21 protein-coding genes and 1 pseudogene are annotated in these 24,066 nt (G+C 45.5%); 14 read left to right on the top strand and 8 right to left on the bottom strand.

Annotation, left to right across the window (positions count from 1 at the left end):
• The first annotated feature begins 18 nt into the window (after nt 1-18).
• A complete protein-coding gene (locus tag ABD937_RS14140; protein WP_345256404.1) occupies nt 19-426 on the top strand; it encodes a response regulator in 408 nt (135 codons plus the stop codon).
• Between the two features lie 120 nt (nt 427-546).
• The gene (locus ABD937_RS14145) at nt 547-942 is read left to right on the top strand and encodes a response regulator (RefSeq protein WP_345256405.1); all 396 of its coding nucleotides are present in this window, start codon (nt 547-549) and stop codon (nt 940-942) included.
• A 14-nt stretch (nt 943-956) separates the two neighbouring features.
• On the opposite strand, the gene ABD937_RS14150 is transcribed toward ABD937_RS14145, so the two are convergent.
• From ABD937_RS14150 to ABD937_RS14165, 4 genes are all read right to left on the bottom strand, one after another.
• Nucleotides 957-1,124 carry a hypothetical protein gene (locus ABD937_RS14150; protein ID WP_345256406.1) on the bottom strand — a complete coding sequence of 56 codons (168 nt, stop codon included), beginning with the start codon at nt 1,122-1,124 and terminating at the stop codon, nt 957-959.
• A gap of 546 nt (nt 1,125-1,670) precedes the next feature.
• Nucleotides 1,671-2,081: a sensor histidine kinase gene (locus tag ABD937_RS14155; RefSeq protein ID WP_345256407.1), complete on the bottom strand. Its 411-nt coding sequence runs from the start codon at nt 2,079-2,081 to the stop codon at nt 1,671-1,673.
• A gap of 31 nt (nt 2,082-2,112) precedes the next feature.
• Nucleotides 2,113-2,859, bottom strand: a complete 747-nt coding sequence (locus tag ABD937_RS14160; RefSeq protein ID WP_345256408.1) for an IS5 family transposase — start codon at nt 2,857-2,859, stop codon at nt 2,113-2,115.
• A 69-nt stretch (nt 2,860-2,928) separates the two neighbouring features.
• Nucleotides 2,929-4,887, bottom strand: coding sequence for a PAS domain S-box protein (locus tag ABD937_RS14165; protein ID WP_345256409.1), 1,959 nt, complete (start codon nt 4,885-4,887; stop codon nt 2,929-2,931).
• A 326-nt stretch (nt 4,888-5,213) separates the two neighbouring features.
• On the opposite strand from ABD937_RS14165, the gene ABD937_RS14170 reads away from it, so the two are divergent.
• Both ABD937_RS14170 and ABD937_RS14175 read left to right on the top strand, forming a co-directional pair.
• Nucleotides 5,214-5,441, top strand: a complete 228-nt coding sequence (locus ABD937_RS14170; RefSeq protein WP_345256410.1) for a hypothetical protein — start codon at nt 5,214-5,216, stop codon at nt 5,439-5,441.
• 364 nt (nt 5,442-5,805) lie between these two features.
• Nucleotides 5,806-6,147, top strand: a complete 342-nt coding sequence (locus ABD937_RS14175) for a hypothetical protein (RefSeq protein ID WP_345256411.1) — start codon at nt 5,806-5,808, stop codon at nt 6,145-6,147.
• 16 nt (nt 6,148-6,163) lie between these two features.
• On the opposite strand, the gene ABD937_RS14180 is transcribed toward ABD937_RS14175, so the two are convergent.
• Complete coding sequence (locus ABD937_RS14180) at nt 6,164-6,418, bottom strand: helix-turn-helix domain-containing protein (protein WP_345256412.1); 255 nt, start codon at nt 6,416-6,418, stop codon at nt 6,164-6,166.
• A 224-nt stretch (nt 6,419-6,642) separates the two neighbouring features.
• Between ABD937_RS14180 and ABD937_RS14185 the strand changes: the two genes are divergently transcribed.
• Nucleotides 6,643-6,834, top strand: coding sequence for a hypothetical protein (locus tag ABD937_RS14185; RefSeq protein ID WP_345256413.1), 192 nt, complete (start codon nt 6,643-6,645; stop codon nt 6,832-6,834).
• 21 nt (nt 6,835-6,855) lie between these two features.
• Nucleotides 6,856-7,398 (top strand): potassium channel family protein, encoded by a 543-nt coding sequence (locus ABD937_RS14190; protein ID WP_345256649.1) that lies wholly within the window; start codon nt 6,856-6,858, stop codon nt 7,396-7,398.
• 85 nt (nt 7,399-7,483) lie between these two features.
• Here ABD937_RS14190 and ABD937_RS14195 read toward each other — a convergent pair whose 3' ends face one another.
• Complete coding sequence (locus ABD937_RS14195) at nt 7,484-8,272, bottom strand: hypothetical protein (RefSeq protein WP_345256414.1); 789 nt, start codon at nt 8,270-8,272, stop codon at nt 7,484-7,486.
• Nucleotides 8,273-8,389: 117 nt separating this feature from the next.
• Between ABD937_RS14195 and ABD937_RS14200 the strand changes: the two genes are divergently transcribed.
• The 5 genes from ABD937_RS14200 (at nt 8,390) to ABD937_RS14220 (ending at nt 15,009) form a co-directional block, all read left to right on the top strand.
• Complete coding sequence (locus ABD937_RS14200; protein ID WP_345256650.1) at nt 8,390-8,773, top strand: helix-turn-helix domain-containing protein; 384 nt, start codon at nt 8,390-8,392, stop codon at nt 8,771-8,773.
• Between the two features lie 268 nt (nt 8,774-9,041).
• Complete coding sequence (locus ABD937_RS14205; RefSeq protein WP_345256415.1) at nt 9,042-9,686, top strand: type IV toxin-antitoxin system AbiEi family antitoxin domain-containing protein; 645 nt, start codon at nt 9,042-9,044, stop codon at nt 9,684-9,686.
• The gene (locus tag ABD937_RS14210; protein ID WP_345256416.1) at nt 9,683-10,534 is read left to right on the top strand and encodes a nucleotidyl transferase AbiEii/AbiGii toxin family protein; all 852 of its coding nucleotides are present in this window, start codon (nt 9,683-9,685) and stop codon (nt 10,532-10,534) included. The genes ABD937_RS14205 and ABD937_RS14210 overlap by 4 nt, the downstream gene beginning before the upstream one ends.
• Before the next feature lie 1,230 nt (nt 10,535-11,764).
• The gene (locus tag ABD937_RS14215; RefSeq protein ID WP_345256417.1) at nt 11,765-14,491 is read left to right on the top strand and encodes an SNF2-related protein; all 2,727 of its coding nucleotides are present in this window, start codon (nt 11,765-11,767) and stop codon (nt 14,489-14,491) included.
• A 29-nt stretch (nt 14,492-14,520) separates the two neighbouring features.
• Entirely contained in the window at nt 14,521-15,009 is a 489-nt protein-coding gene (locus ABD937_RS14220) for a hypothetical protein (protein ID WP_345256418.1), read from the top strand.
• Between the two features lie 98 nt (nt 15,010-15,107).
• Here the strand turns inward: ABD937_RS14220 and ABD937_RS14225 are convergent, their stop codons facing one another.
• Nucleotides 15,108-16,118, bottom strand: coding sequence for a hypothetical protein (locus ABD937_RS14225; protein ID WP_345256419.1), 1,011 nt, complete (start codon nt 16,116-16,118; stop codon nt 15,108-15,110).
• Between the two features lie 187 nt (nt 16,119-16,305).
• Here ABD937_RS14225 and ABD937_RS14230 point away from each other — a divergent pair, with 187 nt between their 5' ends.
• Together ABD937_RS14230 and ABD937_RS14235 are read left to right on the top strand one after the other, a co-directional pair.
• Complete coding sequence (locus ABD937_RS14230) at nt 16,306-16,986, top strand: hypothetical protein (RefSeq protein WP_345256420.1); 681 nt, start codon at nt 16,306-16,308, stop codon at nt 16,984-16,986.
• A 992-nt stretch (nt 16,987-17,978) separates the two neighbouring features.
• On the top strand, nt 17,979-22,157 hold the full coding sequence (locus ABD937_RS14235; RefSeq protein ID WP_345256421.1) for an NACHT domain-containing protein: 4,179 nt from the start codon (nt 17,979-17,981) through the stop codon (nt 22,155-22,157).
• 756 nt (nt 22,158-22,913) lie between these two features.
• Here ABD937_RS14235 and ABD937_RS23900 read toward each other — a convergent pair.
• Nucleotides 22,914-23,114 (bottom strand): annotated as a pseudogene (locus ABD937_RS23900) (integrase core domain-containing protein); the annotation flags it as partial.
• 506 nt (nt 23,115-23,620) lie between these two features.
• On the opposite strand from ABD937_RS23900, the gene ABD937_RS14240 reads away from it, so the two are divergent.
• On the top strand, nt 23,621-23,956 hold the full coding sequence (locus ABD937_RS14240) for a response regulator (RefSeq protein ID WP_345256651.1): 336 nt from the start codon (nt 23,621-23,623) through the stop codon (nt 23,954-23,956).
• Nucleotides 23,957-24,066 lie beyond the last annotated feature (110 nt).

Raw genomic sequence — 24,066 nt, forward strand, 5'->3', positions numbered from 1 at the left:
CTTCACCTCAACCAAACTATGACTGAGCAACGTTATATCCTGTATGCGGATGATGATTTTGACGACCGAGAGCTTTTGCAGGATATGTTTCGGGCATACCCGGCTTTTACATTCGTTTCTTTTGCCGATGGGATGGAACTCCTTGAATTTCTTCAGAAGCGGATCGATGCTCATATCTGCCTGGTCATCCTTGACATCAATATGCCCCGGATGAGTGGCTTACAGGCGTTGGGTGCAATCCGGGAACACGACAATCTGAAAGAATTACCCGTTGTTGTGTTCACGACATCGAGCAGCCCACACGACGAAGCGGCGGTTCGTGAAAGGGGAGCGGTCATGTTCACTAAGCCACCGAATTTAGAGCGTTTGCAACAGGTCACGCAAAAAATGCTCGCCCATTCTCCTTGTGAGAAAGCGGATACGTAGAACGGTAGCGTCCTTTTTGTTGTAATAATAAACCTGTTAGACTGAAGAAGTCTCTACAGATATTTTTGCCGACAATTTCCATACACCACTAACTTATATTCGCCGACGCAGCGTGCGGCTATGCCTAACCGAACCCATATCGTTTATCTTGACGACGATCGCGATGATCTGGAGGTGATGTCTATGACATTCGCGGAGTATGCTGAGTATGAGTTAACGACCTTTACCCTTCCTTCGCTTTTCTGGAGTTTCATCAAGGCGAATGTCGATCAGATTTGCCTTGTCATTCTCGATTTCAATATGCCATTGAAGACCGGCCTTGAAGTTTTCCAGGATATGCAGGCCGATCTCGCGCTTTCGGCTATCCCGGTCGTTGTCTATACGACAACGGTCTCGCCAGTTCATGCCGATGCCATCAGCTCACTTGGAGGCGTCGCCATGCAAAAGCCGACAAGCCTTGACGAAGTCCGGCGAGCGTCGAGAGTTATTATCCGTTTCTGCCGGGGCAATGATTGACATCCCTCATTCCATCATGCAGCCATTGAGGCGCCTACCGGGTCCTTTGCCAGTTCAAGGCGCATGTCTTTTATGAGCTGCCATAACCGATTTAAAATTTGTGCATCAGGATCTTCGATGAGATGGGCGGCGTATTGCGTTTCTAATTCGCTAAGCGCGTCTGTGAGCAGCAATTGGTCCATAAGCAGGGTTGTCAGACCAATATACAGTATTCGAACGTGTATAAAGGAAACATAAAGGGCTATGGTCCCTTTTCATCGGCGAAAGCATGACTCCACGCGATCGCTGCCATAGAAAGCAGCTCGAAAGGATGGTCTCGTTACATTTCAAGAGTAAGAGACGTTAGTTTCAAGCGTTCTTGTACAATGGGAAAAAACGTTGCGGTGCCATCCCGTTACCAAACTTACTTCGCCATAGAAGGGGAATATGCTGTAGTAGGCCAGGCCAGATATCGAGCAAATCATCGCGAATTGGCATTCATCGCGACAATGAATTGAGAGCAGTACGCTTGTTTTTGCAGTAGAAAGAAGCCCCCTGACAACAGGGGGCGTCACTTGAACAATCTGCATATTTAGCAGTGTATGACTGTGCAGATTGTGAAATTAGGGAAAAGTTCCAATAGGTTTTTTCTTGATTTGAAGCATAAGCCACAACGATCAGCGAATTGTTGCACGGCAAATAACTTACTAATGCAATTTCTTGCTATCGATGGGTTACAAAATTGTCCATTAACTCGGGAGCAATACAGTAAACGTCGATCCCTGACCCGGTGCACTTTCTACCTTGATCAGACCCTTATGATTTTCTACGACCTTTTTCACGATGGTAAGCCCGACGCCCGTTCCGGCATAGCCTTCATCGCGGTGCAGCCGGGTGAACATTTTGAATATATTCTCGGACTGACTCGGTTCAAACCCAATACCGTTATCATGAACCGATAGCGCCCAGTAGCTTTGTCCATTCTCTGACACTGGGCTTGCTGTAATGTCTATTTCGGGGCAAATCCCGGGCTTGTTGTACTTGATCGCATTACCGATCAGGTTTTGAAGGAGCTGCTGAAGCTGGCGTTTGTAGCCTTGCACCGTTGGAAGTGCCGCAACTTTGATCACCGCGTTTTTTTCTGCAATACTGATCTCCAAGTCTTCTAAGAAGCTGTTTAGAAACGGTTAATCAGAATTGTTTAAGCATGGTTTTGATCATGGAGAGATGGATGATTGTTTCTGAGGACTGTGTGAGGCGCTCATAGTCTTTTGAGTTTCTTCTGTCGTTAGAGATCCAGGCGAAGGTTCTTTCCACGATCCAGCGCTTGGGCTGGTTGAAGGCGCCTTTGATCTTGGAGACGATGATGAGCAGCCATCCGTAAGTGGCCTGAGCAAAACCGATCAGCACGCCCATATAGCCTTCGTCTGCAAAGATGACCTTCAGGAGCCGGTCGCGCGCCCGCTCCAACACAAGCGGTGCGGCCAGGCGGTCCTGCAGGCCTGCAGAGTGCACCACCACACAGATCAAGAGCCCTAAGGTGTCGGTGAGGATATGCCGCTTCCGGCCTTTGACCCGCTTGCCGGCGTCAAAGCCACGGGCCTCTCCGGCGACCGATGTGGTCTTTACGCTCTGCGCGTCGATGATGGCTGCGCTGGGCTCCGCCCGCTTGCCTTTTTTTATGCGCACCCATTCTGCGAGCTTGTCATGCAAGAGGAGCAGCGTCTCATCGCGCTTCCACTTGCGGAAGTAATAGTAAACCAACTGCCAGGGAGGAAAACAGGGCGGTAGCATCCGCCACTGGCAGCCCGTCTTCACCAGGAAAAACAGGGCCTCTAAAACAAGCCGAAGGCTATACTTGCGCCGGCGTTCATCTGGCACAATTTTGCGGACCATCTCCCACTGGGAATCGGTCAGCTGACACACGCTGTTGAGCATAACTGGACATTATTTCAACAACTAAAACAGCAAACCCGATTCCCTAATTTTACTGCACAACTGCCATTTCTAAACAGCTTCTAAGACATTTCGGACTTTTTGATTCAGGTCCACGCTGTCGAAATCAGGTGGTCGTTCGGTGACGTGGGAGTAGAGCAGCAAATCGTCAATCAAATTGCGCATGCGCAAGGTTGCGTTTTCGATTCTCGCAAAGGACTGCACCTCGCGATCCTGCAATTGATCTTTCAGTTGATCTTTCAACAGGTTCGTATAAAAGATGATCTTTCGCACCGGTTCCTTCAGATCATGGGAGGCGGCATGAGCGAATTCCTCCAGGCTTTGATTGGATCGTTGGAGTTCCTTATTGGTGCTTTGCAACTTCTGATAGGCTTCAGCCAGCTCCTGTGTACGGGCCTCGACGAGACGCTCGATCTCCTGAATAGCCATCATTTTTTCGGTGATATCAAGCACGGAGCCGATAAAGCGCACCGCCTCACCCTGCTCATTGAAATACACTTTCCCCTTCGCCCGAACCCAGCGTTGAATGCCATCCTCAGCACCAATTGTCCGGTACTCTACATCATAATCGCCTCCAGGTGTCGTCCCACTGAGCAAATCGTTAATCACCGTCGTTATCCGCTCCCGATCATCCGGATGGAGGCCGTTCACAAAATCGGTCTCATACTGTACGGGGTTATTGTGACTGATCCCAAATAAGATACGACAACGCTCATCCCATATCAAACCGCCCACCTTAAGATCCATATCAAACGTTCCAAGAGCAGCCGCCTCTTTAGAAAGCCGAACCTGCTCCAGCGCTGTCGTCAATTGCTGCTGAAAAAGCTTTTGGTCGGTAATATCTGTGCCGGCACTGATATGCCCGCGAAACGCACCTTGCTCGTCGAAACGCGGCGTGCCGTAGGCCAGCAGCCATCGATATCCGCCCTCCTTGCACTGCATGCGAAATTCCTCTCTGAATGGGCCTTTTTCCGCCAGGGATTTTAGGTACCCATTTACGAAACGGCTGCGGTCCTCTGAATGAATCAGGTCAGCCCAGCCCCGTTGCAGGAAATCCTGCATCGCGCGGCCCGTCAGTTCAGTCCAGGCTTTGTTGAAATAGGTTGCGTTCCCCGTCTCGTCCGCTACGGCAATAAGCACCGGGGTGCCCTCCGCCATCGTGCGGAACATGGATTCGCTATCCGAGATCGCCTTTCGTGCCTGTGCCTGCGTGCTGTTGTCCACAACCCATACAGCGACCTTTGTGACCTTTCCGACGGCATTTTTGAGCGGCTCATAGACAAAAGTCACCGGTACCATTTCCAAAACCCCGTTACGCCGCAGCGGCACCTCCACCTCCGTAGCCCGAAAGGTGACGCCGTTTTCAATGACCCGATTCAATGCCTCTTCATAAAAAGGCCGGGCGTCAGAAAAAGTGTCCCAGTACCAATTTCCGACGATCTCATCCAAGCTCCGGCCGGCAATCTCCAAAAAGCTGTCATTGGCGATCAACCCGATTTGCGTGGCCGCATCCAGCACACAAATTCCAATCGGCGCACGGGCCACCATGTCGCGAATATCCTGCTCGCTTTCACTGAGCTGGGTCGTGATATCTTCTGCTGTATGAATGATGTAAGCCACCTGGCCCTCCACGGACAGGACAGGACGATTACTCGCACGCCAAATCTTTTTAGTGAAACTTCCATCCGACTGCATCAGGTCATATCGCTGCAAGGGCATAATGTCCACTTCGTTGGTTTCAACAACTTGCATAAACGATTGAAAAAGGTGCAGGTCTCCTTTGTGTTTGGGATCGGAGCTATTGGCCGGAAAAGCCTCAAAAACACCCATGCCGACTAAGGGCCTGCCGGCATATCCCGAATTTTTTAGATAGTCGGGGGTAGCAGCAATAATTGTAAATAGGGGCGGATCATTGCGCACGAGAATGCTATTGCCTGGCATCGCTTGAAACAAGGCTGTGTAGACATCCGCAAGATTTACAGCAGAGCTTGATAGATCGTTGGTCAACATGGGGTATGAAGATAGCAATTGACCTAGAACTAGCGGCGAAACGGACCAGTAATAGAGCCAAAATCTTATCATTGGTTTCTAAACAAAACGAACCAATGCTTGTGGCTGTTAGGTCACGACTTTACCAGACGGCAGTAGCTTCAAACGACTCGGCTTCACTTTCTCGCTAAACCTACCAAAGACATCATTCAGGGATGGGAATCGAATCTTTGCTTCAAAACAACTTTCGGCGGTTGGATCGCTGAAGATTGTCAAGGACTGAATTTTAAGCCATTCGTAGGATGGTTTTCAATCTTGCCCTACTTTCATGCGGCCCACCTACCAATATGAAGAACAACCGCAGCCTTTCTCAAGAGCGACCTGAGCATTATCGTTTTCAGCACAAGCAGAACGGAAATTTTACAGGCTATTTGCTTAACGAAAGCCAAGACTTTTATACGATCCAATTAACCTGTGCAGTCGCCGGCCTCAATGCGATCTGGCGGGATGGTGAGGTCGTCAGGTGGTCGCGCGAATGGACATCGATTATCAAGAAGGTGAACAGGCCAAAGTAGTCTAATCGTATAGGAAAATGTTTATTCGGTACCAATCGACCTAATATTCATTGTGCAAATTCCGTGAGACATCCTTTGTGCACAACTTCTTAAATAAGTTCAAAGAGGACTTTAAGACCTTTGCCTTAAGAAAATTAGCGATGGCAGAAAACTATCCTCCCGAGATCGATACGTCGCTCAATGTCTTTGACTTTAAAGGCTTTGGCCAGGCGCTTTATATTCACGCTCGACAAAGAAAATAACGCGTAGAGAATATTCGAGCCGTTTTCATCTTTCAGAAGAAGATCTTGCAAACTTCGAATATGGGGTTAAAGTCATCCCGATCACACTAGCTGAGCAGATAGCCCATAATATTGAACCATTTATGAGCCTCTTCGAATTCATCGGGACATATGGCAGTCTCGGATATCAGAGGCTTCCTTTCTACGAAGATGAACTGACCGACATCAAAATGAGCGACTTTGACTTTACGAGAAAGATTGTCACCCTCGAAGGACAATTGAAAGAAGCGGTCACCAAATGCCGCCAATTGCAAGGATTGCTCAATAACGCCAATGAGCTCATGCAGCGCGTTACCCACGAACTCCTGGAACGCGATGACCGTATTAAAGTCCTGGAAGAAGAACGCGCAAGTAGAGGTCCCCGTATGTTTATCCAAACCGGTAGTACTGCTGCTTGTAAAGCGCCCACAGCACCTGCCGGGTAGCACCTTTTTTCTTCAGTTATTTGTCGATTACGGGAAAAAGGGCGAGTAGCTGGTCGAGCTTCTGGTTGGTGGGTTTTTGCTGCGGGGCTACGATGAGGGCTTCGAGCTCGTGATCGCTGAGTCCCTCCAGGGCCTGGGGCGAGAGGCCGGTGGCGGCATAGGTAGCGAGGTGCTTCTTCAGCGTGTTGCGTGCCACACCGCACTGCTGGGCGATGCGTTGCTTGCCCCATCCCTGTTGGTAGAGGCGTAAAATCTGCCGGATCTTCGACATGGGTATTGCGTGGTTGGCCATCAGTGCTGCCCTTTTTTTGACTAAAGGTGACAGCTGCCGGTGGTTGCCGCAGATGCCCGGCTCAGAGATTAGTCACGCCCAGTAAAGGGTGGTCAGTTTGCTCCGGCGAAGGTGGTCAATTTGGTCCGGCGCGAAGTGGTCAGCTTGCTCCGGCCAAGGGTGGTCAACTTCGACCGGCGCGAGGTGGTCAATATTACTGGCGTTTGCAATTTGCTCTGCTGGATCCCGGCAAAACCGAGCATCCGGCCGAAAAGTGGGTTGATGGGGCTGTTATTGCTTTGATTCTTGCCAATACGGTGGCGGTCATACTGGAGACCGTTGAGCCGCTTTATCAAAGGAATCGGGCCTTATTTGATGGCTTTGAGCGGTTCTCGGTCGCGTTTTTCACATTGTAGTACCTGCTCCGGTTATGGACCATTACGGCAAATCCCAACTATCGGCACCCTCTATTCGGACGGTTGAAGTGGATGGCAAGTTCCGGGGCGATCGTAGACGTATTGGCGATTTTGCCCTTTTACCTGCCTTATTTGATTGGCTATGACCTTCGGTTCATCCGGTTGCTCCGGCTTACCCGGCTGCTCCGGTTTTTTAAGTTGGGACGCTATGTAGGGGCGTTCCGGATGATCCGGCAAGTATTCCGGGCGAAGAAAGAGGAGTTGATTCTGAGTCTTTCCATCACGTTGCTCCTGATTGTTGTGGCCTCCTGCATCATGTATTTTGTGGAGCATGACGCCCAGCCAACTAAATTCTCAAGTATCCCGGAAACTATGTGGTGGAGCGTGGCCACATTAACGACTGCGGGTTATGGCGATGTATACCCGGTTACCATGCTTGGAAAAACGCTGACAGCGATTATTTCGATTCTCGGAGTAGGTATGTTTGCCCTTCATGCGGGTATATTGGCTTCTGGCTTTTCGGAAAGCTGGAAGGTCAACGGGGACTTGCCCACATTGCGGTAAAGAGGTTTAGTTAATGTCGTTCCGACTGCGGGTATAGCAAATCGCTCTTCATAGGACAGATTTTTTAATCCTGCCGGAATTAAGATTACTCAGGAACCGATGCCATTAGCCAAAGGCGTTGAAAACCTCTCTTTGATACTCCGAGAGCAGCCTCGGCTGCGACTTTGGTAAGTTTCGGATTCTCAGTCCTCATCCTTCTGAGTTCTGTGATTTTTTCAATTTCCTCAATTGCTTGTATCTCTTTTTTGTGATACCTGTTTGCCTTTATGGCTATTTTAAAAGCTAAAGTTCGAGTGTCCTGAGTGACATTTGGAAAGAGGTCTAACGCAAGCTTATGACGTTCCGCATTGGTTTTTGTTCCTTTAAACTCCGGCAACGAAATGAGTTTGGTGAAGTATTCTTCAACTTCTTGCTCGTCATCTTTTTGAGTCTCTTGACTTGCCGCCTCCTCATCGTCGTCCTCGTGCTCGTCGTATGGTTGCTTGAGGAGCCGCGCCCAATCGGTTTCAAGGTAGTACACATATTGTACATTGTTCAGGATAAACGAGATTTCAAGAGACGCTGGCTCTCCATGCCGGGATTTAGCCTCTTCGATGAGTTCTAAAGTAAGATCTTCGTCTTCACAGCTTTCGGCCATTTCGTCGATCTCTTCATCGTCAAACTCCCAAATAGATTTGCTGAGATGTAGTACTTGAACATTGAAGGCATTTGCAAAGTCGATAAACTGCCGCCATTCACCGGGAGTTTCCCAATCCCATTGGGAGTAGGAAAAGTCAGAAGAAAGCAGTTCTCCATTAAAAACGTGCATGTTCTTTTCTCTGCAGTAAGCCTGAATTGCTTCCAATTCGGGCTTAAGAGCTACGATTGCAGCCATATAATAGAAATTTAGCCAGTGCTAAAGTTCCTTTTGTTCCGCTGCTCACGCGTCACTTCCGGCTTGTATAATACTCGCGATATGTTGTAATTTACACTCCGAAAAGGCATGGACACAATGGAGACCTCGAGAACACTTAATCATATTGGACGAAAAATCGTTCGTATCAGGGAACTGAGAGGAATGAAGCAGGATGCTCTCGCTAGGCTTCTAGGAGTGTCCCAACAAGCTGTTTCTCGTTTGGAGCAGAGCGAGATGGTTGATGAGGAGCGGTTGAAAGCTATCGCAGATGCATTGGGTGTCACACCTGAGGCGATCCGGCAGTTCAATGAAGAGGCACTTTTCAACAACATCCAGAACAATTCTGATACTTCCTCAAACAACTCAATTGTAAACTACCAATTTAATCCGATCGATAAGATCGTTGAACTTTACGAACGCCTTTTGCAAAGTGAGCGAGAGAAAGTAGAGATGTTACAGCAAATTATCGATAAGAAGTAATACAGTTCAAAGTGCTTCCAATATTGTGGCATTGTTGGTAATTAGCGCATATTTGGTGGCAGGTGCCCGCTGATCACATATTGGAGTTTTCCCCATTTCCAGCGATAGGTTAGGACAGTTTTTCCCGTTGATGTACTCCAGCGCTTTATGTTACATAATCCTTAGATAATCGGATTAATTACGATTATCTATTCAAATTCTGGCAGAATGTTGCTAAATTTATGTATCGAAATCGGACATTTTCCGTTTTCATGCATAGAATATGGCAATGGATTTCCAGTTTATAGAATCAATGCGACACTATGCAGAGGAGCCACTGACGCGACAAGTCGTGCTGCAACTGCTAAAAGATTACCGGCGCCCAAACGACAAAATCCACGAATTGCTAAGAGGAGGAGAATTGCTCCAAGTAAAGCGTGGCATTTATGTGCCTGGGCCCCAAGTGCCCCTCCCGCAGCCAAGGGGTGTTCTATTAGCTAACCACCTGTGGGGACCTTCCTACGTCTCACAGGAAACGGCGCTTTCACATTTGGGCTTGATTCCGGAGCGCGTTTACGAAATCAGCTCCGTGACGCTGAAAGGCGCCAAAAGCTATAAGACGCCTGTAGGCCGGTTTAGCTATGCGCATGCAGCGCTTCCGTACTACGCTTTCGGAATCCGGCGCGTTCAGCTGACACCCCGGCAAGCTGTACTCATGGCATCTCCGGAGAAAGCCGTCTGCGACAAAATCATCCTGACCAGTGGCGTCAATCTGCGTAGTGTCCGGCAAACCCTTGACTTTCTAATCGAAGACCTCCGGATCGATGTAGACCAATTGCGCGCATTGCAGCACTCCGAGATCCGGTCCTGGATCCCGGACGCGCCCAAGAGTTCAAGTCTGACGATGCTTCTTAAAACCCTCGAGCAATTATGATCAATGAATGGATTAACGAATATAACCCGAAAGGGAAGGACGAGGCTGAAGCTGCGCTCCGCGAGATCATGCAGGAAGTGGCCTTGGCCGGTTTGCAGCGCAGTGGCTTTTTCGAGGTGGCCGCCTTCTACGGCGGAACGGCCCTCCGGATCTTCCATGGGTTGGATCGTTTTTCGGAGGACCTGGATTTTTCCTTGTTGCAGCGGAATGAAGCGTTTTCACTCGAGCCCTACCTATCAGGTATCGTAACCGAGTTCGAAGGCTTGGGCATGCAGGTGAGCGTCCGGGAGAAAAAGAAGAAGGTGGCCACTGGTGTCGACTCGGCTTTTCTGAAGTCGGAAACGGTGTGGAAAGAGCTCACCTTGGATGGGGCGATTCCACAATTGGGACTGACCCTGCCGCCTGCTTTGAAGATAAAACTGGAAGTTGACCGGGAGCCGCCACTTGGCTTTTCCACCGAAGAACTTCTCCTGATCCGGCCTTTTTCTTTTTACGTGAAGTGCTTCACCCTCCCCGACTTATTCGCCGGGAAGATGCATGCGCTGCTCTTTCGCAAATGGGGTACGCGAGTCAAAGGCCGCGACTGGTACGATTTGGAATGGTATGTCAAAAAGGGCATCCCGTTGCACTTGGAGCATTTTCGACTGCGGGCCGTAGATAGCAAAGACTGGACCGAAGACATAATTTCCGAGGAACAGTTCCGGGAACTATTGACAAAGCGCATTGAATCGGTCTCATTTGCGTCCATCCGCGAGGACGTCGTTAGGTTTATTCCGGATGCAACAAAATTGGAGATATGGTCGCCGCAGTATTTCAAGGACCTTGCTAAGCGACTGAAAATTCAATAATCAAGGGTAGACTAAGCAAGAAATAGCTGTCAGAAAGTCCCTTGCGATTGTATTGGCGTGATCGGGAAGATTAACCGGACGGCTGTTTTTTGCCCGATCAGATCAGTCTAATCTACCGGGAAAAGCTCCATTTGCAATTTTATGCTCGGCCCGGTCCCCCAATGCCGGACTCCCGGTCCCCATCGGGAAAGACGCTGCGGCAATTTTTTAAATTATTGATGTTGTTTGTTTTGCAGGCGTAGGCTGCAGGACACCGGGATTCATGCCCAGAAAGACCGAAATACTGTCGGATATACGGTCGCAGCGATCGAAGTCAATGCCCGTAGCATGTCGTCGAAATGAGCTTCATTCTTATTGGAACCGTGTACCAGTACTGGACAGTCGATCATTCGGCAGGACCGGCATCATTGGATAATGAACCAACCACCAAATGAGTTCACGCACAACGCCTGGAAAAGCCGATCATTTCCCGGAATTGTTAAAGACGCTTGACACATCCCCGATCGGGTTCATTTCACCAACCGAAATCACCGGGAAGCTAATGGTCAGATATCGGGATTGTCGGATCAAACACCCACTAATTGCGGAATGAAACACCGAATCAAACGGATTCAGTCGGGAGGGTGAGTGATCTGACGTCCGATGTCAGACACTCATTTCCCGATGCTATGTGATTTCCACCGGGCGTTTATTTGCAAGGCAATAGGTGGATTCAACATCGTCCAAATGCCTACTGCCCCCATCCGGGCAAACGTGCGAAGAAGTTATTGTTAGATGTCTTGGTCGTTCGGGATTGCCCTTCGTTTTTCCCGAAAGAAATTGATGTCTTCCCGATAACTGTTTAGGATTTCCCGAAAATTGGCGGTGACTCAAAATGCAAATTGGTACAGTTGAGAATGTGCAAATTTCCAATTGTTATTGAAAGTTCAGTCCAAAGTTGACGATTTTATTAAGGCTTGGTGGAAAAAAACGTTTTTGACGTGTAAACTCTAAATTTTCATTTTTGACATCACCCGTCGCGTTGCATTTGGAGTAAACTTTTAAAGCGAGGCACTACCTAATCATCCCCCTCACGAATTATGAGTTTGTCGGAACGTCCTTGTGCATTGGGCGGGCCTTGCAAGTGCGATCATCAAGCGTAACCGGTAATTTTTGATTAACTTTTGAGTTCGGGAGCGTCGAACCGGGCGGACCTGCCTTGGCCGACCTCTCGTACCAAAACCAGCTGCCATGGCCAGAAGTTCGGCAAAGACATTGATCAACCAAGGCGAGTTTGACTTCAACTCTGCCGAGAATCAGCTTCCTCGCCAGGAACAATTCCCCTTAAATATCAAGCGGCTGGATCGCTCAGTTTCAACGGTCATTCTTCAGGATATCCAATTTTCAACCGGGTGCCTGATTGTAACCGGTTTCACCTCTCTATCCCAGATCATTGATGTTTTCGGTGGCGAATTGGGCCGCGGGAAGCACATTCGCATCATTCTGGGCTTTGAACCCCTGGTCGTAGCTCGCAAGCGTTGGAAAGCGGTACCACTCGAACAGGAAATGAAGGATTATTGGCTTGAGCAAGGATTTTCTCCCACAAAATGTGGGGCGGTAATCGAAACGATTAACCGGATTCGAGATGGTCAAATCTTGTTTAAGACAAAAGACCGGCTTCATGCAAAGCTCTACGTGACCGATACGCACGCGACCCTCGGTTCGTCGAATTTTTCAAAAAGCGGACTACAAGTTCAGAGTGAAGCAAATGTCCGTTTCGCGAAAATTGCTAAAGGGGATGTTTCCAAGGAATACCAATCAATAAATGCCATCGCCGAATATTACTTCCGCATTGGCATCGATTATTCAGAAAAAATCGTCGCTCTATTGGGTGAACTTCTTCGCGTGGTGGATTGGAAAGAGGCGCTCGCTCGCGCTGTATCGGAACTGCTCGAAAGCGATTATGTACGTGAGTACCTTAAAGTTTTCGAGAGCCCGGGCCAGCAGCGGCTTTGGCCTTCTCAAAAGCATGGAATCCACCAAGGCTTGCAGATCTTGCAGGAGCAAGGCAGCTTATTGGTGGCCGATCCGACCGGAGCCGGGAAAACACGCATGCTCAGCACATTGCAACTGGCGGTTGTAAACTGGCTCTGGACAATTGGGCGTGGAAATCGGTCTAATTCATTGGTTGTAGCGCCTCCACTGGTTTTGAACTCCAGGCGCTCAGAACAGCTACAGCTCCAAAAGCTACTCAGCGATCCGATTTCACAGGGCGTGCTCAGCATGCCCAATTCCTATCATTATAAGATTGCCAATGAAAAATTGCGCATTGCAAATGTCCTCGTGATTGACGAGGCGCACAATTATCTGAATACGTTTTCGATTCGCAGCAACGCAATCGCCCAACACGTCGCCGATTTTGTCATTCTTTCTACGGCCACCCCGATCAACAAGCGAGCTGAAGACCTGTTACGCCTGGTGGAGTTATTGGATCCGGACAACTTGGGCGATGACGAGCTGGCCGATTTTAAGCAGCTTTACACCAGTCCGAAAAAAGCACTTGAAGACGATCCGGATGTGCTCAGGAAATTGCGCTCATATATCTGGAAGTTTACCTTGCGCAGGACAAAGTCAGATTTGAACGAACTCGTGGACAGTGATCGGGCAGCCTATACAAATGTGCTTGGAGAATGTTGCCGTTACCCGGACCAGAAACATGAGGTCTATCAAACCGGCGAAACAGATGAGGACAAGCGTCTTGCGGATGAGGTTGACCGACTTGCACAAAAGCTTCAGGGTGTAATCTACCTAAGAACACTTCGCCTGCCCTTTGGCGTTTCCTGGGATGTAGATCAAAAACGCAAGTATGTTCAGCAACGTCTACGCATTGCTCAGGCGCTATCGGTCCATAGAGTTCGGGCTACGTTGCGATCTTCCAGAGCCGCTTTGATTGAGCTGATTTATGGGACGAAGCATGCTGTTTCCGAATTTCGGTTGGACATGATACCCAAGCAAACGGGCGATGTATTAAGCACAATTGATTCCCTTGAACGCACGACACCGGAGTTCCCGGAGCTCAAGGATTTTATGCCGGAGTGGTTAAAAGATCCGGAGCAATACAAGGTTGCCTGTGAAACTGAAAGGGAGATATATCGGCGTATTGCATCGTTGGCAGTTAAGATCAGTGATTCCCGGGAGCAGGGGAAAGCCGGGGTGCTGACTGGGTATATGAAGCGACACTCCTTGGTGGTTGCGTTCGACCACACCATCATCACACTTTATGTGATTGAGAAGATGCTTCAGGAACAAAAGGTGGATTGCCAGATTGCCTCAGGAGGTGGCTCGGGGCATCGCCAATCAGTGATCGACCAGCTGAAGCTGGGCTCGACGGTTCGAAACAAGATTTTCTTATGCTCGGATTCGATGTCAGAAGGGGTTAATCTGCAGGCATCAAGGGCCATGGTTATATTAGATATGCCCAGTCTGCTCCGGTTGGCAGAGCAACGAATCGGTCGCATCGATCAGATGGATAGCGATCATTCCAGGATCTTTATTTACTGGCCTAATGACAGCGAATCGTTTGCGTTAAAGGCAGACGCTCAATTAATCCGGACAACAGAGCTGACTCAAAAACTATTGGGTGCGAATATCCGGTTGCCCGATGCGTTGTATGAGCGTTTGGACCAGGTACGGTCCTTTACTGCAGCGGAAGTGATCGATGAGTTGAAAAAACTTCAAGCAGAAACAGACCAAGAATGGGACGGGGTCAACGATGCCTTTTCCGATGTGCGGCGACTGGTAAGTGGTCCAAATTCCTTAATCGACGGCGGGCAATACGATGAATTGAAAAACTCGCAGGCTTCTGTCCGGTGCAAGGTCAGCTTCGTCGGAGCACGAAGCTCCTGGTGCTTTATTGCTCTCAGGGGCCGGAAAGAACGGGTCAACCGTTGGCTTTTATCAACGACAATGAAGTGGTAATAACCTCCTTCCCGAGAATCTGCGCACTCTTGCGCAGCGAACTACGAGATGCTCAGGAGGGAAGGTTTTCACAAGAGGAACTCAACAGGTTTATTAAAGTTGTCCGGAAAAAGGAACGGGAAACGCTACCTATCCGGAGGCGCCGGGCCCTAGAAGTATCTGAATATATACTGAACTTCCAATTGAAAGAGGAGCAGTCTCCAAAAGAATCGGAAATGGAGACGGCGGTCAAGGAAACCTTCAAGTTCTTTCGGCCACTAGGAGATGAGGTTTCTGTTGATCACGAGTCCTTTTCTCGTTATTGGCTTGACCTGCTCATGCCCTATGTGCGGAAATTGCGGGAGCGCAACGGCCGAAAAAAGAAGAGGTATTTATCGCTCAACGATTTGAAGGCAAAGAAATATCAACCTCGGTTTCACCTGTCGGATTTGGAGTTTATTAAAACGCATCTGCCGCTCATTGATCCGATTGATACGCAGATTGCGGCTTGTATTGTCAGTGTTCCAAGAAATAAATAACTTAAGAGTACGCAAATGCTTGCGAATAGCGAGTTCCTATCATCCTTTTAGTGGTTAGCTGGTTCAACCCGTTGTTAATCATTTTTGTAAAGACTAATTCAAGCATTTTTATCTAATATGTATCGATAGGTCAGTTGTTTGCTATTCTTTGATGTTTTTAAACTGTCCCACACAAACAAGCGCCACAAAACATAGTCATCAGTGGAATAGCGATATGGTGATATGTTGCCTTCACCGTCGTCGAACAATGCATAAATGCGTGCTTTACTGTTTTGATCCGGATCGATCGCGATTATTGGGATAGTAAAAATTGGAGCATCAACTATGAATATCACAATATATTTCTCATCATTTAGCTTCAGTAAGAGGTTGTCAACAACTTCGTTCTTGACTTCATCACCATCGGCATCGCCAGTTAGCCTGCTCACTAGATCTTGAGAAAGGCCAAACCTTTTGATAAGTACATTATGAAACTGCTCTGTTTGTGAGTGCCTTTCTACATAAAAACGAACAAACCGCCTTAAGCCATTCCAAAAAATCTCCCCAAAGCGTTGCATTGGGAAATTGAAACGGTACGATTTTAGCCTAGAAGATTTCGCTGAAAAAGTAGCTACAATATCCTCCAGCAAAAATGGTTGAAATGAAAATGATGATGATTTATTTTGATACTCTCGGGTAATTTCTAGTGGCCTCGAGGTGATCACTGAAATATACTTTGCGCTGTCAATGTCAGTTTCGATCTGCTGCCTATTGTGATCATTAAGTTCCTGTTTAGAGAGATTGGAATTACGCTTTTGAAGTTCATCGAAGACCTCTTTAATAATGGGCTTGGGGTCACTGCCAACTAAGGTGATTTTCTCACTGATTAAGAATGAAAGGCTTTTTCGGAACTCCTCTGTAATTGTTCGATTAACCGTATGAGATAAAAGTTGTGACACATATGCTTTCAAGTTGGTTTGTCGTTTAGTGAACGCATCGGGATCATCATCCGGTTTGAATAATTCCGACTGGGGATGTTTAAGCAATTGGGAAACCAGATCGACCTGGTTTTTGAACAGTGGTCCGGATCCAAACCGTTTTTCAAATAGTAAAGCAAGAATATCAGTCACGAGTGGGCTTTTTGTAAAAAGAAATAATTTTATTAAAATTTCACTTTTTCTATAAAAAATAGTAATTTTACGATAGTAATTGTCCGTTTCACGCTGTAAAAGTAATCGAAGGAGGCCGGAGTGGCGAAATCGTTTAGAATCCTTGGAAATATTGTAAGTGTTTCAGATAGCATTAAACTATAAGCTGATGAGAAAGTTGGCCGCGCGGGATTTAATTGAGTTTCGCCGTAAAGCAAGTGACCGGAGTCGAAAAGCCTTTGTCGATAAACTCAAATCACCTGTGATCAAGCCTCCGGATGAAGGTGGGGGTGACTATTGGATCTCAGGATTAAGCGCTATTCGTAAATCTTATGCGTCTGATGAGATTGCATTCGCGGACGAAAAAATAGATGATCTGCGCGATAAAATTGCTGGAACAAGGCATTCGACAACCCGCAGTATGTATAACCAGAATATTAGTATTCTGGAGAGCTTTAAAGGAATTGCGAAGGAGCTCCCAAGGCCGGCGCTTAACTTAACTTTCCTAAAAAAAGCATCTAGTAAATCACTCTTGTCATTGAGCGGGTTCCAATTGGAGTCCAAACCTTGCCATGTCTTTACATTCGGCAAGAAGGGTGAGGAGGCTATTGGTGCAGTGTGTTTTGTTGCCAAGATGCGGGGATACACGCAGGCTGAAATAGTACTTATTTGTGAGCTTACACACCGATTCTTGACGCACAACTACTCGTCACGATATCCGATCGACCCCAAATACTGCTTCGTTGTTGATACAATCAACAAAACCTCGGTTCATTACGGGATGATCGGAGCTTCTGGCTGCCGTAGGGAGTTGCAGCAAACGCTACGCGAACTTAAGCGGTTCCTATGATCTACAGCGTTTGAGTTCTAGCAATTTTATTCGAGTTGTCTTCGAATGTTTTAGGGGCAATGGACATCGAGGTTTACGGCATGCAACGCTCGGGAGTTGTGGACATACCAAAAGTATTTGGATCGGCTTTCCCCTTTCTCCACTCAGCAGGGGATCGAAGGCACTAAATTCAAGCGTGTGCAAGTTATGCTCGATGATGAAGAGGGGAAAGCTTACCGCCATTTTTCCTACAATAGGTATCTCGGTTTGAATCAACCTGGCAAAGCTGCGTAGGATGCGCATGGGTGCCGATAATACAAAGGCGCGGAGCCGACGTCTGTTCTACGTTTTGTTGTTCAAGGGCTAAGAAAGATCTAGCGGCTGTCCTTTTTGCGTCGGATTTCATAGCTGCAAGGAAAGCAATTTCAGCGTAGAACATTTTTGCTTCCCAAGATATCCATAGTGTTTGCGGCATTATTTCACGATATAGCTTTATTTAACCACAGTATCGAGATTCAGTTATTGACCTTCTAAGAATTTCGTCCTTATACGATGTACCTCAACTCTTCCTACAAATTCCCTGTACTAGATTTTGTTGTAGTAGACAATTATTAGTGGAAAACTAAAAAGATAAGCTTTCAGTGGCTAAAATAATTAGTAATTTGCGCATATTGAATTGATTTAAAATTTTGTCTATTAGTCGGAGATTATTCTAACAGAACAATTTGATGGTTGGAGAAGAGAGCGTTAATAGACTAACCCGATGGCTGATTTTATCTGACAAGGCGGTAGAGTATTCATACAGTCATCCATAATAGGATCATTTGAATGGCGCTAACGCTTTTTTGTGTTCTATGCTAAAACTATTGCTAAAGAGACGCACCTTTCTGCGATAATTTGACCCAAATCAGAACGCTGGCCAAATCGATAGGTGCTTTTCCCGTCTTCGGTTAATATATTGGTTTGGCATGGACCAATTGCAGAAGACCGTGAAGTGAAACAATATCAAAGGCATGAATACTAACGATAATTTCAAAGAGTTTGCAGAGGAAAACCTCAAATCAATTCCACACCCTACTCGTAATTCAGGATTTGATCTGCCGCAGGTTTCGAGCTTATGCGACCTTCTTTATTGTTTCTTGAATTTCGAATGCGATGAGCCTTCCCTGCTAAGGTTGAAGCAAAATTTTGAAAGCAACTTCTGCAAAGTTTACCTTTTGGATCGTTTGGAGCTTCCAAGTGCAATCGAGGGTCTAGCTACTACATTTGAGTCTTTCTTAAGAAAGTTAGCTTACATAAAGTATCCTTTTGAGCTTTGGCAAGGAAACGAAGATTATAAAGGAATTGCAAAATGCACTCTATACGATCTTATTGTCGGAAAGCTTCCGCCGAAAGATCCCAAAAGCAATCTGCCAGATTTAGATTTCCCTGCCCCATTGGTTAGCGGATCAGGAGTATCAAAAGCTATTCTAGATTTTGTTAGAGGTGAGTTGCGAAATGCTGTCCATAGTGCACGCAATTATAATCGAACACAACTCATTCAGTATTCTAATCTTGTACTTGGAGCTTACCTTATAGCTGTTTACGACAACAAGAAGTTCCTGCAACTAAAGTTTTTTCCTGAATTCAATTATTTAGAAGGTATTGTACGGAGTAAAGAATATAATAAGGTTCACAAAAACTACATTGACTTACTTGGAAAGGAAGAGATACTAGATTATGATGCGATAGCTATCGAGCAAATGGATGGGCAAAGGCTCTTAGCAAGTTTAGAATTCACGATTGATCATAATGAAGAAGACGAGTTATTTCAGCACAGACAAAGATCAGAAATTGCGAGGGTTGATTCAGTAGTCAACATCGCAAAGGATACCGATAGATTCTTTGTAATTGGCGAGCCTGGTTCTGGGAAGACTACAACTCTACAAAAGATCCTTTTTGATAGCGCTAGAAATTTTTTGGCATCACAGCCAAACTCACATCTTCCAATCTATATAAAAGCAAGTTCATATTCTGAAAACAAATCATTCAAGCAGCTAATTGAAGATGAAGTTCAATTCGCATTATTTGATGAATTGGAAAAAAAATATCCGTTATTAATCTTAATAGATGGACTAAACGAAATAGAGGACGCCTATAAGCGACGTGCGTTCACAGAGTTAAAATGGATGTTAGAAAAGCATTCAAAAGCTCATTTCATACTTTCTTCAAGAACTTTTGGATTCAATAATGATTGGGGCTTACAAATATTTGAATTAAAGCGCTTTAACGAGAGCCAGATAAAGCAACTTATTATCAAAGTGAGCGGAGATGAAAAAGGGGATGAATTATGGCTTCAAGTGGAAGGGAACCGCCAAATATTGGAACTTGCGCATAACCCTCTTATGCTGATGATGATAATTGCCGTTTCATCAAAAAGTGGTAACAAGATTCCTCCAAATAAAGGCATACTCTATCAACTATTCAACGACACCATATTAGCACGAGAGAAGCGTTTTTACAAAACGGATGTAAATACAAAGAAGGATGTGCTCTCATATCTAGCTTTCTGGATGCGAAGCAATGGGATATTCAAAAGTGTTCATAAAGCCAAAGCAAAAATCCTTATCCAGGAGAAGCTCTTGGCGATTAACCACTCGGTTGGCGCCAATGAACTCCTTTATGAGCTGTCTGATAACAATTTTTTTATTGATAAAGGGGATGATCTTGAGTTCTACCATGAAACGCATCAGGAGTACTTCGTAGCCTTGGAAATAAAAAACCAATTCTTTTCTACAAACAACTTTCACTTTGATTACAGTGATCCTCGGTGGTTCGAGCCTCTTTTAATTTGCAGTGATCTGTTCAGCCAAGAATCTGACCTATTACGATTTTTCGAGATTATCTATGTCGGTGACAAAAACGCTTCATGCAAACCATTCGCAGCGTTAACAGCCGATGATGTCAATCCGCGGTTTTATGTCGCCTGTAAGGTTGCTTATAATTTGAAAGAGCTACATCCTTCAATTTACAAGACCGCTGAAAGATACCTTTTAAACTATTTTGCATTCTGGTCTTTGAAAGGTGGGAAAAACAAAGAAGTGATTCCCTTCAACGATTTACTAAAAGCCACAGCTGCTTTATCAAGCGCGATGGTTTTCGATAAGCTCTTCTTGAAGCTAGAGTATCTCTTTTCGTGGCTTCAAAACTCCAAGATTGATAGTCGTGAGGTTGAAAGTCTTCCCGAGGCGGATAAATCTCTACTTCATTCACAATGTCAGGTTTTTGTCAACCACCTCAATGACTTTCCACTTTTGTATGGAGTGTTAACACGACATGAAGCATATTTTATGGAAATGCATGCTTTGTCTCGTTCGGTTTATTATAACATACAATTATTCACACGATATCTTATCAAGAATGTTCCAATAAATCAATTAGTTCAGACTTTTCGGGAAACCTATAATAGAGAAATTTTATTTCAAATTGGAAAAAGCGATTTAGATTTTTTTCTTGAGAACTACGTATTTGTAAGTGAATTTGAAAAGGAAGAGGTTTTTGAATTCATCATTCAATATCATTTAAGCAATAAAGTAGGGCTAGAATACCTCTTCTCATACCTTGTTGATAGCGCTGGTTCACTAAGCACTCGAGCTTATGTTCTAAAAAATTTACTTCAAGAAATGATGGATCAAGATGTTCTTTTCCAAACGTTGAAAAAGCTTTATCAAAAGAGTGACCCAGTGCTTTCAGAAAAAGAGATTTTAGCTCTATTAAACCGATATCCAACATCTTTTCTTGAGCGCTTCAATTTAGAATCTTTGTTCAAAGCCCCAGCAATCCAGGTTCAAGGCATAAAAGCATTCGTACGGCATAAAGACGAGCAAAATCTATTTTTGGAAGTGCCAGGTAAGAGCTCAAATGATTTTAGCTCTCACCTAGGCAATATTTCATTCGATGGCCGTGCAATAAAGTTTGGTATAGCTTTGGAAGGAAAATTTTTTTTTGCGGAGAAAAAGGTAATGGTCCTTCAAGGTCCTGCGTTCCAGATTAAAGCCTGCTATAACCGATTCGGCAGAAACGGAAAAGTAAACTTATTAAGTTGGAGAAATTCGAATCAAATTAAACGGTTCAATTATCAGTATCAACAATTATTCCTTTCGAAAAATGGTGATAAGCTTCTGGTGCACTTGGATGAGGATCGAATCAAAGCAATCATTAGTATCCTCGATCGTTTCCCTGAAACACAAATTAAAATTGGATGTTACGATTTTCGCGTCAAAGGCTTTGGTACACACCACACAAGTACATTGATCAAATGTAGTCTCGACGAACTACCAGATGAGTCCGAGTTCGTTCTTCAATTCAATAAGGTCTATTTCGACTTAGAAAATCCTTTTCTATATCATAGAGATCTACTGAAAGATAGCCAGATTCTTATGCAAGCTTTAAATAGCTTGTTGAAATCGAAAACTGAAAAAACAATCGATTTTATTACACAATTGGGGATGTCTTACCTATTCCCTGAGTTGGATAATAAGCACTTTGGTGTTGTCATAAACAGCGGTTTAGAGTCGACTAAGGCTTTTAAAATTTACGATATAAATGAGAGGAAGATCCTTGATTTGCCTTTTATAGAGGAAGATCCATCTGAGAATCTTCTTAACAACGATTTAGTCGTAATAGAAAAAAACTATATTATACATCGCGTTAAAAAGGAAGACGTACCTCCAAGTCTATTTATTGAAAGCGAGATAGTTGACTTGAGTGAAGATGGGGCAGTAGGTTTCATAAGAGCAGGCGATGGATGCAAAGACTACTATTTTAGTACAGGTTTTTGTGACTTCACACCAAAGTTGGGTGACCTTGTAAAATTTATTCCTGGCATCAATTCTTCAAAAAAATATTCCGACAAACCGGCAGCTTATTGTATATCGTTTGTCTCCTTCGTAGGACGACATGCCGCAGCTATCCGATTTCACCGAAAATTTAATTATTTTGATGTTTGGCTTAAAGATTTGCAAACGGATTTGCGTTTATTTTCTAGGGTGTACGATTCGCAAGTAGTGGAGGGCTTTGATGGGCATTTACAAGAAGGAATGATCTTTTCGTATTCTATACCTGAAAAGTTTGCTAGCGTTGGTGGTACTCCGCGTGTGTATTTGCGGTCACTAGAGACTAGAAACCTTGTTTTGAATTCTGTTAAGCCATAGAAGATTCTTTAAGAACTTAACAGCTGTATTGGTCTCGTTTTGTCTTTGTCTTTTTAGATAGACCTCAAAGTCCACCAAAAGCCATTTGTTAGGTCATGTAAGTGAAGATCATCTCTTAATACTTATAGGGATGGAAGCTGCAAATTTATGCCCCAGGCTGCTTTCCCCTTAAAATGTTGTTTAAGAATGGACTATCCGGACCCGGCGCTCAAAGTAGGTATTGTGATCTTGTGACAGTTCCAAAAGCGTTGTCATTCAAGCAAAGGGCACTTGAGAGAGACTACTTGTCGCCTTTTCAAATATCGAAGGAGTTTTACAAGACTATGATCCAAGTACTCAGAAGCGCTGTAGGAGAACTCGCAAAAATATAAGGGCTGCAACTTAATTTGTTCGTCGATTGATGAATTGGCTGTACAAGCACGAAGTGAAAACTACAGAAACTCACATGATATGACTTTGTGACAACAAACACCAGCGATCCATTCAAAGCTCGATTCGGGGTGATGGTTCGCCGTCACCCGGAGTTTCAATCTTGTTGCTGATCGAATCATTCACCAAGTTCGAATAATCTGTTTTGTAGTATCAAAAAATAGAAAAGATCATCTCCAAGGTGGAGGCCGGCGAAAAGCTGTCACGAGAAAAGAGTCGGATTCATGCTTTACAAGTTTTTAGGATGCGCGATTGTAAGCTCCCCTTTTTTAGTACGTTTTATAAGTAGAATATTCTCTATGTTGTAAAGAATTGTTTGGTTGTTGATCAGCGGGCGCAGAGGAGCGGAGGCGTAACCGAAGCGGAACTGCGCCCGCTGACGGCCTCTCGGTAGCTACGCGGCGGCAGTCCTCCTAAAGAATCATGCGGCTGTTTTTCACTGTAGTCCTCGACCCAAGCATCAGGTAACTTACGTACTTCCTCCAGGCTGTCGAAGAGGTGTGCGTCCACCACGCCTTTGCGGTAGGTGCGGTTGAAGCGCTAGTTCCGGACGGGGCGGTGCGAGAGGATGGACGTGGTCGTCCCTGGAAGGACATGTGTGCTGTTAATGGTTGTTAAGTGAGTAAGTCGTTGATTAACAATAAGTCTTCTTCTAAAAGATTCGAGTTTTGTTCCCTGTTCTCCAGCTTTCGAGAAACCCTTGATTTTCAGGAGCTTGGGCTGTCATAGAGTACCGACATTTTTGTGGTTTTCGCACCAGCAGCCACATCTTCAGGAGTAGCTTATGCGCCGGAACACCAATCGGACTGTTAGTTTCATTATGAACCTTTAAAAAATAGGCCATCAAAGATTGCCTTTCGTGTGTAGTAGGTAATGTTCTCCTTTCCAACAATATTGTTATTTACGCTCACTTGAACGATACACTTAGCTGGACTAAAGCTTGAATAAAGTCTATTCCTAACCGTTACATACTCTAGCGCAATATGATAATTATTTATATTCGTTTTCATTTCCATAACCAAACTAAAACTTTGATGATTGATAAGTGCCGCATCCTGTATGATGATGATGATCCGGATGACCGGGAAATGATGCAAAGTGTTTTTCAGCCCCACCCCGCCTTCCGATTGGCGACGTTTGAGAATGGCCAGGAGCTTTTGGACTATCTGGCGAAAGTTGACGTTGCGGAAATTTGTCTGATTCAATTGGATGTCAATATGCCTAAACTTGGAGGCGTTGAGACATTAAAAGCGATCCGTCGCGATGAACGTCTTAAGAGCCTCGATGTCCTGATGCTCTCTACTTCGACCAGTCCGATAGATAAGGAGCGCGCCGCTTCCTTGCAGGCAGAACTACTTATAAACCGTTAACCTACGCTCAATTTGAAAACGTGGGCTCCCAGATCATCACCCGGTGCGAGCCTTGTCTCAAGCACTGAAAAACATACGCCCCAAATATTATCGCATTGTAGCTACGTGGT

The organism is Flaviaestuariibacter amylovorans (assembly GCF_039541815.1).
Taxonomy (GTDB): Bacteria; Bacteroidota; Bacteroidia; order Chitinophagales; family Chitinophagaceae; genus Flavisolibacter; species Flavisolibacter amylovorans.